The sequence below is a fragment of the Pseudomonas sp. R4-39-08 genome (assembly GCF_003852275.1).
In the GTDB taxonomy this organism is placed as follows: domain Bacteria; phylum Pseudomonadota; class Gammaproteobacteria; order Pseudomonadales; family Pseudomonadaceae; genus Aquipseudomonas.
Map to the genome: position 1 here is coordinate 1,860,310 of NZ_CP027733.1, position 13,344 is coordinate 1,873,653.

The 13,344-nt window shown below is 59.1% G+C and carries 10 protein-coding genes; all 10 read left to right on the top strand.

Annotation, left to right across the window (positions count from 1 at the left end):
* Window positions 1–163 precede the first annotated feature (163 nt).
* The 10 genes from sdhC (at window position 164) to brnQ (ending at window position 13,291) form a co-directional block, all read left to right on the top strand.
* Window positions 164–538 carry a succinate dehydrogenase, cytochrome b556 subunit gene (gene sdhC / locus C4J88_RS08535; RefSeq protein ID WP_124361976.1) on the top strand — a complete coding sequence of 125 codons (375 nt, stop codon included), beginning with the start codon at window positions 164–166 and terminating at the stop codon, window positions 536–538.
* Window positions 532–900: a succinate dehydrogenase, hydrophobic membrane anchor protein gene (gene sdhD, locus C4J88_RS08540; RefSeq protein WP_003233245.1), complete on the top strand. Its 369-nt coding sequence runs from the start codon at window positions 532–534 to the stop codon at window positions 898–900. The genes sdhC and sdhD overlap by 7 nt, the downstream gene beginning before the upstream one ends.
* Window positions 901–903: 3 nt before the next feature.
* Window positions 904–2,676, top strand: coding sequence for a succinate dehydrogenase flavoprotein subunit (gene sdhA / locus C4J88_RS08545; RefSeq protein WP_124370170.1), 1,773 nt, complete (start codon window positions 904–906; stop codon window positions 2,674–2,676).
* A gap of 11 nt (window positions 2,677–2,687) precedes the next feature.
* Window positions 2,688–3,392, top strand: coding sequence for a succinate dehydrogenase iron-sulfur subunit (locus C4J88_RS08550; protein WP_003172807.1), 705 nt, complete (start codon window positions 2,688–2,690; stop codon window positions 3,390–3,392).
* Between the two features lie 256 nt (window positions 3,393–3,648).
* A complete protein-coding gene (locus C4J88_RS08555; RefSeq protein WP_124361978.1) occupies window positions 3,649–6,480 on the top strand; it encodes a 2-oxoglutarate dehydrogenase E1 component in 2,832 nt (943 codons plus the stop codon).
* 44 nt (window positions 6,481–6,524) lie between these two features.
* Window positions 6,525–7,751: a 2-oxoglutarate dehydrogenase complex dihydrolipoyllysine-residue succinyltransferase gene (gene odhB / locus C4J88_RS08560; RefSeq protein ID WP_124406721.1), complete on the top strand. Its 1,227-nt coding sequence runs from the start codon at window positions 6,525–6,527 to the stop codon at window positions 7,749–7,751.
* Between the two features lie 108 nt (window positions 7,752–7,859).
* Window positions 7,860–9,296, top strand: a complete 1,437-nt coding sequence (gene lpdA, locus C4J88_RS08565; RefSeq protein ID WP_065949127.1) for a dihydrolipoyl dehydrogenase — start codon at window positions 7,860–7,862, stop codon at window positions 9,294–9,296.
* Window positions 9,297–9,500: 204 nt separating this feature from the next.
* Window positions 9,501–10,667, top strand: a complete 1,167-nt coding sequence (sucC, locus tag C4J88_RS08570) for an ADP-forming succinate--CoA ligase subunit beta (RefSeq protein WP_003190011.1) — start codon at window positions 9,501–9,503, stop codon at window positions 10,665–10,667.
* The gene (gene sucD, locus C4J88_RS08575) at window positions 10,667–11,548 is read left to right on the top strand and encodes a succinate--CoA ligase subunit alpha (RefSeq protein WP_048729999.1); all 882 of its coding nucleotides are present in this window, start codon (window positions 10,667–10,669) and stop codon (window positions 11,546–11,548) included. The genes sucC and sucD overlap by 1 nt, the downstream gene beginning before the upstream one ends.
* Window positions 11,549–11,977: 429 nt before the next feature.
* Entirely contained in the window at window positions 11,978–13,291 is a 1,314-nt protein-coding gene (gene brnQ, locus C4J88_RS08580; RefSeq protein ID WP_124406722.1) for a branched-chain amino acid transport system II carrier protein, read from the top strand.
* Window positions 13,292–13,344: the final 53 nt, after the last annotated feature.

The window sequence follows — 13,344 nt, forward strand, 5'->3', positions numbered from 1 at the left end:
GTCATTAGTAACCTAACTGTCTATACTCGGCCACCGACCGCCAAGGGCTTTTGGGCTTGCTTTCATTGGGGGTCGCACTCCCTGGGTGGTGCTTACCTGACCAGTCGCACTCCCCAACAACTTTGCCCTGATTGTTAGGGGCTCTTCAGTGTGAAAAAAAGCCGTGAATAGCCAACGACCTGTAAACCTAGACCTAAGGACCATCAAACTCCCCATCACCGGCGTTACGTCGTTCCTGCACCGTGTTTCCGGCATCATCCTGTTCCTGGGCCTGGGCATCATGCTTTACGCATTGAGCAAATCCCTGGGTTCCGCGGAAGGTTACGCCGAGGTGAAGGCAACCTTGACCAGCCCACTGGCCAAGTTCGTAGCGTGGGGCCTGCTGTCCGCTCTGCTGTATCACCTGGTAGCCGGTGTGCGCCACTTGATCATGGATGCGGGTATCGGTGAGACGCTGGAAGGCGGCCGCCTGGGCTCGAAAATCATCATCGCCATTTCCGTGGTGCTGATCGTTCTGGCAGGAGTTTGGATATGGTAACCAGCGTAACGAATCTGTCGCGTTCGGGCCTCTATGACTGGATGGCACAGCGTGTGTCTGCGGTCGTTCTCGCGGCTTATTTCATTTTCCTGATCGGATACCTCGTCGCAAACCCGGGCATCGGCTATGAGCAATGGCACGGCCTGTTCGCCCACAATGCGATGCGAATCTTCAGTCTGCTGGCCCTTGTGGCCCTGGGCGCTCACGCCTGGGTCGGCATGTGGACCATCGCGACCGACTACCTGACGCCAATGGCGCTGGGCAAGTCCGCGACCGCAGTCCGTTTCCTCTTCCAGGCAGTATGCGGCATCGCGATGTTCGCTTACTTCGTCTGGGGTGTGCAGATTCTTTGGGGTATCTGATTCATGGCTAACATTCCTACTATTTCATTCGACGCCATCATTATTGGTGGCGGCGGTGCCGGCATGCGCGCTGCGCTGCAGCTGGCCCAGGGTGGGCACAAGACCGCCGTGATCACCAAGGTGTTCCCGACGCGTTCGCACACCGTATCGGCCCAGGGTGGCATTACCTGCGCCATCGCTTCTGCCGACCCGAACGATGACTGGCGCTGGCACATGTACGATACCGTCAAGGGTTCCGACTACATCGGTGACCAGGACGCTATCGAGTACATGTGTCAGGAAGGCCCGGCTGCGGTGTTCGAGCTGGACCACATGGGTCTGCCGTTCTCCCGTACCGAGCAAGGCCGTATCTACCAGCGTCCGTTCGGCGGCCAGTCCAAGGATTACGGTAAAGGTGGTCAGGCTGCCCGTACCTGCGCCGCGTCCGACCGTACCGGTCACGCGCTGCTGCACACTCTTTATCAGGGCAACCTGAAAGCCGGTACCACGTTCCTGAACGAGTACTACGCTGTCGATCTGGTGAAGAACGGCAAGGGCGAGTTCGTCGGCGTGATCGCCATCTGCATCGAAACCGGTGAAACCACCTACATCCGCGCCAAGGCTACCGTGCTGGCGACTGGCGGTGCAGGCCGTATCTACGCGTCGACCACCAATGCCCTGATCAACACCGGTGACGGCGTCGGCATGGCGCTGCGTGCAGGCGTACCGGTGCAAGACATCGAAATGTGGCAGTTCCACCCGACCGGCATCGCCGGCGCCGGCGTACTGGTGACCGAAGGTTGCCGTGGTGAAGGTGGCTACCTGATCAACAAGCACGGCGAGCGTTTCATGGAGCGTTATGCGCCGAACGCGAAAGACCTTGCTGGTCGTGACGTCGTGGCCCGTTCGATGGTCAAGGAAATCATCGCCGGCAACGGCTGTGGCCCGAATGGCGACCACGTACTGCTCAAGCTCGATCACCTGGGCGAAGAAGTGCTGCACAGCCGTCTGCCAGGTATCTGCGAGCTGTCCAAGACCTTTGCTCACGTTGACCCGGTGGTTGCGCCGGTGCCAGTGGTTCCGACTTGCCACTATATGATGGGCGGCGTGCCGACCAACATTCATGGCCAGGCAATCACCCAGAACGCCGATGGTGTGGACGAGATCATCCATGGTCTGTTCGCGGTAGGCGAAGTGGCCTGCGTATCGGTTCACGGTGCCAACCGCCTGGGCGGCAACTCGCTGCTCGACCTGGTGGTATTCGGCCGCGCTGCCGGCCTGCACCTGGAAAAAGCCCTGACCGACGGCATCGAATACGATGACGCCACCGACGCCAACATCGAAACCGCCCTGGCGCGCCTGAACGCTCTGAACGAGCGCACTGACGGCGAAGACGTGGCAACCCTGCGTCGCGAGCTGCAAAGCTGCATGCAGAACTACTTTGGTGTGTTCCGTACCGGCGAATACATGCAGAAGGGCATCGCCCAGCTGGCTGACCTGCGCACGCGCATCGCCAACGTCAAGATCAACGATAAGAGCCAGGCGTTCAACACCGCGCGTATCGAAGCCCTTGAGCTGCAGAACCTGCTGGAAGTGGCAGAAGCGACTGCGATCGCCGCCGAGGTTCGTAAGGAATCCCGTGGCGCCCACGCTCGTGAAGACTTTGAAGACCGCGACGACGAGAACTGGTTGTGCCACACCCTGTACTTCCCGGGTGACAAGCGCGTAACCAAGCGTGCCGTGAACTTCTCGCCGAAGACGGTGCCGACGTTTGAACCGAAGATTCGGACTTACTAAGGGTGGCTGCCATGTTGAAAGTCAGTGTTTACCGCTACAACCCTGATCAGGACGCCGCGCCGTTCATGCAGGAGTTCCAGGTCGATACCGGTGGTAAAGACCTGATGGTGCTGGATGTACTGGCACTGATCAAAGAGCAGGACGAAGGTTTCTCCTATCGTCGCTCTTGCCGTGAAGGTGTGTGCGGTTCCGACGGCATGAACATCAACGGCAAAAACGGCCTGGCGTGCATCACGCCGCTGTCCGCCGTGGTCAAGGGCAACAAGCTGATCGTTCGTCCACTGCCAGGTTTGCCGGTTATCCGTGACCTGGTTGTCGATATGAGCATCTTCTACAAGCAATACGAGAAAGTTAAGCCATTCCTGCAGAACGACACGCCGGCTCCGGCCATCGAGCGTCTGCAGTCCCCGGAAGAGCGTGAAAAACTCGACGGCCTGTACGAGTGCATCCTGTGCGCTTGCTGCTCGACGTCCTGCCCATCCTTCTGGTGGAACCCGGACAAGTTCCTGGGCCCGGCTGCGCTGCTGCAAGCCTACCGCTTCCTGGCAGACAGCCGTGACACCAAGACGTCCGAGCGTCTGGCTTCACTGGATGACCCGTTCAGCGTATTCCGCTGCCGCGGGATCATGAACTGCGTCAACGTATGTCCCAAAGGCCTGAACCCGACTAAGGCCATTGGTCACATCCGTAACATGCTGCTGCAAAGCGGCGTGTAACTGACGTAAAAGCAGGACCGTTGTGCCCGTAAATGCTGCGGCGCAGGCTTCAACCGGCGCCGTAGTTTTAACTTGAGCAGCGACTTACAAAGCCGCGGCTCTTATTTTGAAGAAATGAGACAAGCAGGGGCATTCGGGTTGGTACCCGAACTATCAGCGTGATCCTAAGTGGCTTGTTTTGGTCGCTGCACTTGGCCTTTTGCAAGCAAACTCGGTGTTTTCGCCGGTGGTGTCCCCAAATCGAGGGTGACCAAGCATGCAAGAAAGCGTGATGCAGCGCATGTGGAACAGCGGCTATCTTTCAGGTGGTAACGCTGCCTATGTGGAAGAGCTTTATGAGCTCTACCTGCACGACCCTAACGCTGTGCCAGAAGAATGGCGCACCAAATTTCAGACGTTGTCTTCAGACGGCAACGCTGCCACCGATGTATCGCATGCTGCGATTCGCGATCATTTCGTGCTGCTGGCAAAGAACCAGCGCCGCGCCCAACCGGTTTCCGCCGGCAGCGTGAGCAGTGAGCACGAGAAGAAGCAAGTTGAAGTACTGCGACTGATCCAGGCTTACCGGATGCGTGGCCACCAGGCGGCCCAGCTTGACCCGCTGGGGCTCTGGCAGCGTCCTGCACCTGCTGACCTGTCGATCAATCATTACGGCTTGACCAATGCCGATCTTGATACGACCTTCCGTGCCGGCGACCTGTTCATCGGCAAAGAGGAAGCGAGCCTACGCGAAATTCACGAAGCGTTGCAGCAGACATATTGCCGCACCATCGGCGCTGAGTTCACGCACATCACCGATTCCGAGCAACGCCAGTGGTTCCAGCACCGCCTGGAAGGCGTGCGTGGCCGTCCGGTATTGTCCGCCGATGTGCGCAGCCACCTGCTCGAGCGCGTGACTGCCGCTGAAGGTCTCGAAAAATACCTGGGTACCAAATACCCGGGCACCAAGCGTTTCGGCCTGGAAGGCGGCGAAAGCCTGATTCCGATGCTCGACGAGCTGATCCAGCGTTCCGGTTCCTACGGCACCAAGGAAGTCGTGATCGGCATGGCCCACCGTGGTCGCCTGAACGTGTTGGTCAACACCTTCGGCAAGAACCCGCGCGAGCTGTTCGACGAGTTCGAAGGCAAGAAGAAGGTCGAACTGGGTTCCGGTGACGTTAAATACCACCAGGGCTTCTCGTCCAACGTCATGACCACCGGCGGTGAAGTTCACCTGGCCATGGCCTTCAACCCCTCCCACCTGGAAATCGTATCTCCAGTGGTCGAGGGTTCGGTGCGCGCTCGCCAGGATCGTCGTAACGACACCACCGGTGAAAAGGTGCTGCCGATTTCCATCCACGGTGACGCGGCATTCGCCGGCCAAGGCGTGGTCCTGGAAACGTTCCAGATGTCGCAGACCCGCGGCTTCAAGACCGGCGGTACGGTTCACATCGTCATCAACAACCAGGTTGGCTTCACCATCAGCAACCCGCTGGATGCGCGCTCCACCGAGTACGCCACCGACGTTGCCAAGATGATCCAGGCGCCGATTCTCCATGTGAATGGCGATGACCCGGAAGCTGTACTGTTCGTGACCCAACTGGCTGTCGACTACCGCATGCAATTCAAGCGTGACGTGGTGATCGACCTGGTTTGCTACCGCCGTCGCGGTCACAACGAAGCGGACGAACCAAGCGGCACCCAGCCGTTGATGTACCAGCAGATCACCAAGCAGCGCACCACCCGTGAGCTGTACGCCGAAAGTCTGACCAAGGCCGGCGTGCTGGATGATGCGCGTGTTCAGGCGAAAATCGATGAATACCGCAACGCGCTGGATAACGGCCTGCATGTAGTGAAGAGCCTGGTCAAGGAGCCGAACAAAGAGCTGTTCGTCGACTGGCGTCCGTACCTGGGTCACACCTGGACCGCGCGCCATGACACCAGCTTCGACTTGAAGACCTTGCAGGAGTTGTCTGCCAAGTTGCTGGAAATCCCTGAAGGCTTCGTGGTTCAGCGCCAGGTTGCGAAGATCTACGAAGACCGTCAGAAGATGCAAGCCGGCGGCCTGCCGATCAACTGGGGTTACGCCGAAACCATGGCGTACGCGACCCTGGCGTTCGAAGGTCACCCGATCCGCATGACCGGCCAGGACATCGGCCGCGGTACGTTCTCGCACCGTCATGCCGTGTTGCACAACCAGAAAGACGCGGGCACCTACATCCCGTTGCAGAACCTGTACGAAGGCCAGCCACGTTTCGACCTGTACGATTCCTTCCTGTCCGAAGAAGCCGTACTGGCGTTCGAATACGGCTACTCCACCACCACGCCGCAGGCGCTGGTGATCTGGGAAGCCCAGTTCGGCGACTTCGCCAACGGTGCCCAGGTGGTTATCGACCAGTTCATCACCAGCGGCGAGCACAAGTGGGGCCGGCTGTGCGGTCTGACCATGCTGTTGCCCCATGGTTATGAAGGCCAGGGTCCGGAGCACTCCTCGGCCCGTCTGGAGCGTTACCTGCAGTTGTGCGCCGAGCACAACATCCAGGTGTGCGTACCGACGACCCCGGCGCAGATCTACCACTTGCTGCGTCGCCAGGTGATCCGCCCGCTGCGCAAGCCGCTGGTCGTGTTGACTCCCAAATCGCTGTTGCGTCACAAATTGGCCGTTTCGACCCTGGAAGACCTGGCCGAAGGTTCGTTCCAGACCGTTATTCCAGAAATCGATACGCTGGACGCCGCCAAGGTCACTCGCCTGATCCTGTGCAGCGGCAAGGTCTACTACGATCTGCTGGAAAAACGCCGTGCCGAAGGCCGCGAAGACATCGCCATCGTGCGTATCGAGCAGCTTTACCCGTTCCCGGAAGATGACCTCATGGAGATCATCGCGCCTTACACCAACCTCACGAATGTCGTGTGGTGTCAGGAAGAACCGATGAACCAGGGCGCCTGGTACAGCAGCCAGCATCACCTGCGTCGCAGCATCGGCAACCACAACAAGGCTTTGGGCCTGGAGTACGCCGGTCGTGATGCATCTGCTGCACCTGCTTGTGGCTACGCGTCGATGCACGCCGAGCAGCAGGAAAAACTGCTGCAAGATGCTTTCACTGTTTAACGCCTTCGCGCTGACTGAAACCGAATTTTAAGGACCTACAGATAATGGCTATCGAAATCAAAGCCCCGTCATTCCCGGAATCGGTTGCCGATGGCACCGTTGCCACCTGGCACAAGAAACCAGGCGAGGCCGTCAAGCGTGACGACCTGATCGTCGACATCGAGACCGACAAGGTTGTGCTGGAAGTGCTGGCCGAAGCCGACGGCGTGCTGGGCGCGATCGTTGCAGAAGAAGGCGCTACCGTTCTGTCGAACCAGGTACTGGGCTCGATCGAAGAGGGCAGCGCTGCTGCCGCGCCTGCTGCTGCCGCACCGGCTGCCGCTGCCTCTGCTGCCCCGGCCGCCGCTCCGGCTGCAGGTGGCGAAGACCCAATCGCTGCACCGGCTGCGCGTCAACTGGCTGAAGAGAACGGTATCAACCTGGCTTCCATCAAAGGCACCGGCAAAGACGGCCGTGTTACCAAGGAAGACGTGGTTGCTGCTATTGAAGCCAAGAAAAACGCTCCGGCTGCCGCACCTGCCAAGACCGCTGCTCCAGCTGCCGCCGCGCCTGTATTCGCCGCCGGCGACCGTACCGAGAAGCGCGTACCGATGACCCGTGTACGTGCCACCGTGGCCAAGCGCCTGGTTGAAGCTCAGTCGAACATGGCGATGCTGACCACGTTCAACGAAGTCGACATGACCGAAGTCATGGCCCTGCGTTCGAAGTACAAGGATCTGTTCGAGAAGTCCCACAACGGCGTGCGCCTGGGCTTCATGTCGTTCTTCGTGAAAGCGGCCACCGAAGCGCTGAAGCGCTTCCCGGCAGTCAACGCTTCCATCGACGGCGCCGACATCGTTTACCATGGCTATGCAGACATCGGCGTTGCCGTGTCCAGCGACCGTGGCCTGGTGGTTCCGGTTCTGCGTAACGCCGAGCTGATGAGCCTGGCCGAAATCGAAGGCGGCATCGCCGGCTTCGGCAAGAAAGCCCGTGACGGCAAGCTGACCATCGACGAGATGACCGGCGGTACCTTCACCATCACCAACGGTGGTACCTTCGGTTCGATGATGTCGACGCCGATCGTCAACCCACCGCAAGCTGCGATCCTGGGCATGCACAACATCATCCAGCGTCCGATGGCCATCAACGGCCAGGTCGTGATCCGTCCAATGATGTACCTGGCGCTGTCTTACGATCACCGCCTGATCGATGGTAAGGAAGCCGTGACGTTCCTGGTGACCATCAAGAACCTGCTGGAAGACCCGGCTCGCCTGCTTCTGGATATCTAAAAAGCAGCTGCAGGTCGCAAGCTGCAAGCGCCAAGCCCAAAGCGGCGAGCGGTGCTTTCAACTTGCGGCGTGCGGCTTGTAGCTTGCAGCTAAAAAGGGAACCTTTTTATGACACAGAAATTTGACGTTGTAGTGATTGGTGCAGGCCCTGGCGGCTATGTTGCCGCCATCAAGGCCGCGCAACTGGGCCTCTCGACTGCTTGCATCGAAAAGTACACCGATAAGGAAGGCAAACTGGCGCTGGGCGGTACCTGCCTGAACGTGGGTTGCATTCCGTCCAAGGCGCTGCTGGACAGCTCCTGGAAATTCCACGAAGCCCAGGATGGCTTCGCGATTCACGGTATCAACCATGCTGGCGTGACCATGGACGTGCCAGCGATGGTCGGCCGTAAAGCCAACATCGTCAAAGGCCTGACTTCCGGCGTTGCCACCTTGTTCAAGGCCAACGGCGTTACTTCCCTGCAAGGTCACGGCAAACTGCTGGCCGGCAAGAAAGTTGAAATCACCAAGCCGGACGGCTCGGTTGAAGTCATCGAAGCCGAGAACGTGATCCTGGCACCGGGTTCGCGTCCAATCGACATTCCACCGGCTCCAGTTGATCAGAACGTGATCGTTGATTCGACCGGCGCCCTGGAATTCCAGGCCGTACCTAAGCGGCTGGGCGTGATCGGCGCCGGCGTGATCGGCCTGGAGCTGGGTTCGGTATGGTCGCGCCTGGGTTCCGAAGTGACCGTGCTCGAAGCCCTGGACACGTTCCTGCTGGCTGCCGACACCGCCGTGTCCAAGGAAGCCTACAAGACCCTGACCAAGCAAGGTCTGGACATCAAGCTGGGCGCCCGTGTTACCGGTTCTAAAGTCAACGGCGAAGAAGTGGTCGTGACCTACACCGACAAGGAAGGCGAGCAGACCATCACCTTCGACAAGCTGATCGTAGCCGTTGGTCGCCGTCCAGTGACCACCGACCTGCTGGCTTCCGACAGCGGCGTGAGCATCGATGAGCGTGGTTTCATCCACGTTGACGATCACTGCGCAACCACCGTACCGGGCGTTTACGCGATCGGCGACGTGGTTCGTGGCATGATGCTGGCCCACAAGGCTTCCGAAGAAGGCATCATGGTTGTCGAGCGCATCAAGGGTCACAAGACCCAGATGAACTACGACCTGATCCCATCGGTTATCTACACCCACCCGGAAATTGCATGGGTCGGCAAGAACGAACAGCAGTTGAAAGCTGAAGGCGTTGAAGTTAACGTCGGCACCTTCCCGTTTGCCGCTTCTGGCCGTGCCATGGCAGCCAACGACACCGGTGGTTTTGTCAAAGTCATCGCTGATGCCAAGACTGACCGCGTATTGGGCGTCCACGTGATTGGCCCAAGCGCTGCAGAACTGGTTCAGCAAGGCGCGATCGGCATGGAATTCGGCACCAGTGCCGAAGACCTGGGCATGATGGTCTTCTCCCATCCGACCCTGTCCGAAGCGTTGCACGAAGCAGCGTTGGCTGTGAATGGCGGCGCCATCCACATCGCCAACCGCAAGAAGCGCTAAGCGAGATAATAAGAAACCACGGCGGAGTTGCCCGTCGTGAGCCTTGCGCGCAAGACTCACCGCGGAATATCCGCTGGACGCAGCCTTGCGCAGCTTTACGGGCCATAAGCCCTGCAAGTTGCGCAAGCAGCAGTCACAGGTGGCGCGGCACTCATAATGAGCGCAGCGCCGAATGCGCAGTACCTAACGAAGACGGTAAAAAGCATGAATCTTCACGAGTATCAGGGTAAGCAGCTGTTCGCTGAATACGGCCTGCCAGTTTCCAAGGGCTACGCAGTAGACACCCCGGAAGCAGCAGCAGAAGCTTGCGACAAAATCGGCGGCAGCGAGTGGGTTGTCAAAGCCCAGGTCCACGCCGGTGGTCGCGGTAAAGCGGGCGGCGTTAAGCTGGTTCGCAGCAAAGAAGACGCCAAGGCCTTCGCACAGCAGTGGCTGGGCAAGCGTCTGGTGACTTACCAGACTGATGCCAATGGCCAGCCAGTCACCAAGATCCTGGTTGAATCGTGCACTGATATCGCTAAAGAGCTGTACCTGGGCGCTGTCGTTGACCGTTCGAGCCGTCGCATCGTGTTCATGGCTTCCACCGAAGGTGGCGTGGACATCGAGAAGATCGCTCACGAAACCCCAGAAAAAATTCTGAAAGCCACTATCGATCCACTGGTTGGCGCTCAGCCATTCCAGGGTCGCGAGCTGGCTTTCCAGCTGGGCCTGGAAGGCAAGCAAGTTGCCCAGTTCGCCAAGATCTTCGTCGGTCTGGCCAAACTGTTCCAGGATCACGATCTGGCCCTGCTGGAAGTGAACCCGCTGGTGATCAAGGCTGACGGCGATCTGCATTGCCTCGACGCCAAGATCAACATCGACGCCAACGCCATGTACCGTCAGCCTAAGCTGAAGACTTTCCACGATCCGTCCCAGGACGATCCGCGCGAAGCGCACGCTGCCAAGTTCGAACTGAACTACGTAGCCCTGGAAGGTAACATCGGCTGCATGGTCAACGGTGCTGGCCTGGCCATGGGTACCATGGACATCGTCAACCTGCATGGCGGCAAACCAGCCAACTTCCTCGACGTAGGTGGTGGCGCTACCAAGGAACGCGTTACCGAAGCGTTCAAGATCATCCTGTCCGACTCCAACGTCGCTGCAGTACTGGTCAACATCTTCGGCGGCATCGTTCGTTGCGACATGATTGCCGAAGGCATCATCGGTGCAGTGAAAGAAGTTGGCGTTAAAATCCCGGTTGTTGTTCGCCTTGAAGGTAACAACGCTGAACTGGGCGCTAAAGTACTGGCAGAAAGCGGTTTGAACATCATCGCGGCTACCAGCCTGACCGACGCTGCTCAACAAGTTGTCAAAGCTGCGGAGGGCAAATAATGAGCGTCCTGATCAATAAAGACACCAAAGTTATCTGCCAGGGTATTACCGGTTCGCAAGGTAGTTTCCACACCCAGCAAGCCATCGAATACGGCACCAAGATGGTTGGCGGCGTAACTCCGGGCAAAGGCGGCACCGAGCACCTGGGCCTGCCAGTGTTCAACACCGTGAAAGAAGCTGTAGAAACCACTGGCGCTACCGCCAGCGTGATCTACGTTCCAGCACCTTTCTGCAAGGATTCCATCCTGGAAGCGGCGTTCGGCGGCATCAAGCTGATCGTATGCATCACCGAAGGCATTCCTACCCTGGACATGCTGGACGCTAAAGTTAAGTGCGACGAACTGGGCGTTGTCCTGATCGGCCCTAACTGCCCAGGCGTGATCACTCCAGGCGAATGCAAGATCGGCATCATGCCAGGTCACATTCACCTGCCAGGCAAAGTCGGTATCGTTTCCCGTTCCGGCACCCTGACCTACGAAGCTGTGAAGCAGACCACTGACGCCGGTTTCGGTCAGTCGACTTGCGTCGGCATCGGCGGTGACCCGATCCCAGGCTCCAACTTCATCGACATCCTGAAGCTGTTCCAGGAAGACCCGAAGACCGAAGCGATCGTCATGATCGGTGAGATCGGCGGTTCGGCTGAAGAAGAAGCCGCTGCCTACATCAAGGCACACGTGACCAAGCCGGTTGTTTCCTACATCGCTGGTGTGACTGCCCCTGCGGGCAAGCGCATGGGCCATGCTGGCGCAATCATCTCTGGCGGCAAGGGCACTGCAGACGAGAAGTTTGCTGCCCTGGAAGACGCAGGCGTGAAAACCGTGCGTTCGCTGGCAGACATCGGCAAGGCTTTGTCCGAGCTGACCGGTTGGGCTGTCAAGTAAGCCTCGCGCTTAGCTGACGCTTTACCAGCAAAGGCCACCTTCGGGTGGCCTTTGTGCATTTGGGCCGCCCATTTATTGAAATGTCTCGGTCCCATGTGGGAGGGGGCTTGCTCCCGATGACGGTGAATCAGTCACTGATATATTGACTGGCACACTGCTATCGGGAGCAAGCCCCCTCCCACATTTTTTGTCTGTATTGCCAAATTACGTATGAAAACACGACATTGAAATGTCGCTTATCGGACAGATCGCCCTGCAACAGTGCGTTTGTCAGGCTAATTCTGTACCCTAGCCGCCTCTTTATGCGTGCGCCTCCCAAAAGGAAGCCCCGCGCTGGACCGGTCGGTCCCGATCAGGACCGGCAGCCTTTCCCTCATCCATAGGGAAGCCCTCTCTAAATTCCGATTCAGTAGTGTGGTATTTCCTCAAATGAAAGTGTTGAAAAGCCAGGATATCCTGGCGTTGGGCTTTATGACCTTTGCCCTGTTCGTGGGTGCCGGCAACATCATCTTCCCGCCTATCGTGGGCTTGCAGTCCGGGCCACACGTCTGGATGGCCGCCTTGGGGTTCCTGATTACCGCAGTTGGCCTGCCGGTCGTCACCGTGATCGCACTGGCCAAGGTCGGCGGCGGTATGGATGCGCTGAGCAGCCCGATCGGCAAGATCGCCGGCGGCCTGCTCGCGGCGGCGGCGTACCTGGCGGTCGGGCCGCTGTTCGCCACGCCGCGTACCGCCACCGTTTCGTTCGAAGTGGGCCTGGCGCCGTTGACCGGCGAAAGCCCGCTGGCGCTGTTCCTGTACAGCTCGGTGTATTTCCTGGTGGTGTTTTTCGTGTCGCTGTACCCAGGGCGCCTGCTGGACACCGTGGGGCGTTTCCTCGCGCCGTTGAAGATCATCGCCTTGGCCATTCTCGGCATCGCCGCGTTTGCCTTACCGGCCGGTGAAGTCGGTGTCGCCACGCCGGAATACGTCGCCGCGCCATTCTCCCAGGGCTTTATCAATGGCTACCTGACCATGGATACCCTGGGTGCGCTGGTATTTGGCATTGTCATCGTCAACGCGATTCGCTCCCGTGGCGTGGAATCGCCCAAGCTGATCACGCGTTACGCGATCATTGCCGGGCTGATTGCCGGCGTGGGCCTGGCGCTGGTGTACATCAGCCTGTTCCGCCTGGGTTCGGGCAGCCATGCCGTGGCCGCAGGTGCCAGTAACGGCGCTGCGGTGCTGCACGCCTATGTGCAACATACCTTCGGCTCACTGGGCAGCGGTTTCCTGGCGGTGCTGATTTCCCTGGCGTGCCTGGTCACCGCCGTGGGCCTGACCTGTGCCTGCGCCGAGTACTTCAGCCGTGTGCTGCCGCTGTCCTACAAGACCCTGGTGGTGATCCTCGCGCTGTTCTCGCTGTTCGTGTCCAACCTGGGCCTGACCAAGCTGATCGCGTTCTCCATCCCGGTGCTCACCGCGATCTACCCGCCGTGCATCGTGTTAGTGGCCCTGAGCTTCTGTAAGGATTTCTGGCAGGAGCAGGGCCGTATCGTTGGCCCGGTCATGCTGGTGTCGTTTATCTTTGGCTGCATCGATGCGCTCAAGGGCGCGGGCCTGGCGGATTGGATGCCGTCTCAACTGATGCACCTGCCGCTGAGCGAGCAGGGCCTGGCGTGGTTGGTGCCATCGGTGATGACCCTGGTGGTGGCGGTGGTGGTGGATCGCATGCTGGGCAAACGCAGCGAAGCCATCGCGTAGTACCGGTTTCAACGCATTGCTGAAATGCCCCGTATCAATCGATACGGGGCATT

What these genes read in the sequence shown, in the direction of transcription:
- sdhD (WP_003233245.1), top strand. Translation starts at nt 532, where the DNA reads ATGGTAACCAGCGTAACGAATCTGTCGCGTTCGGGCCTCTATGACTGG.
- C4J88_RS08550 (WP_003172807.1), top strand. Translation starts at nt 2,688, where the DNA reads ATGTTGAAAGTCAGTGTTTACCGCTACAACCCTGATCAGGACGCCGCG.
- sdhA (WP_124370170.1), top strand. Translation starts at nt 904, where the DNA reads ATGGCTAACATTCCTACTATTTCATTCGACGCCATCATTATTGGTGGC.
- brnQ (WP_124406722.1), top strand. Translation starts at nt 11,978, where the DNA reads ATGAAAGTGTTGAAAAGCCAGGATATCCTGGCGTTGGGCTTTATGACC.
- lpdA (WP_065949127.1), top strand. Translation starts at nt 7,860, where the DNA reads ATGACACAGAAATTTGACGTTGTAGTGATTGGTGCAGGCCCTGGCGGC.
- odhB (WP_124406721.1), top strand. Translation starts at nt 6,525, where the DNA reads ATGGCTATCGAAATCAAAGCCCCGTCATTCCCGGAATCGGTTGCCGAT.
- C4J88_RS08555 (WP_124361978.1), top strand. Translation starts at nt 3,649, where the DNA reads ATGCAAGAAAGCGTGATGCAGCGCATGTGGAACAGCGGCTATCTTTCA.
- sucD (WP_048729999.1), top strand. Translation starts at nt 10,667, where the DNA reads ATGAGCGTCCTGATCAATAAAGACACCAAAGTTATCTGCCAGGGTATT.
- sucC (WP_003190011.1), top strand. Translation starts at nt 9,501, where the DNA reads ATGAATCTTCACGAGTATCAGGGTAAGCAGCTGTTCGCTGAATACGGC.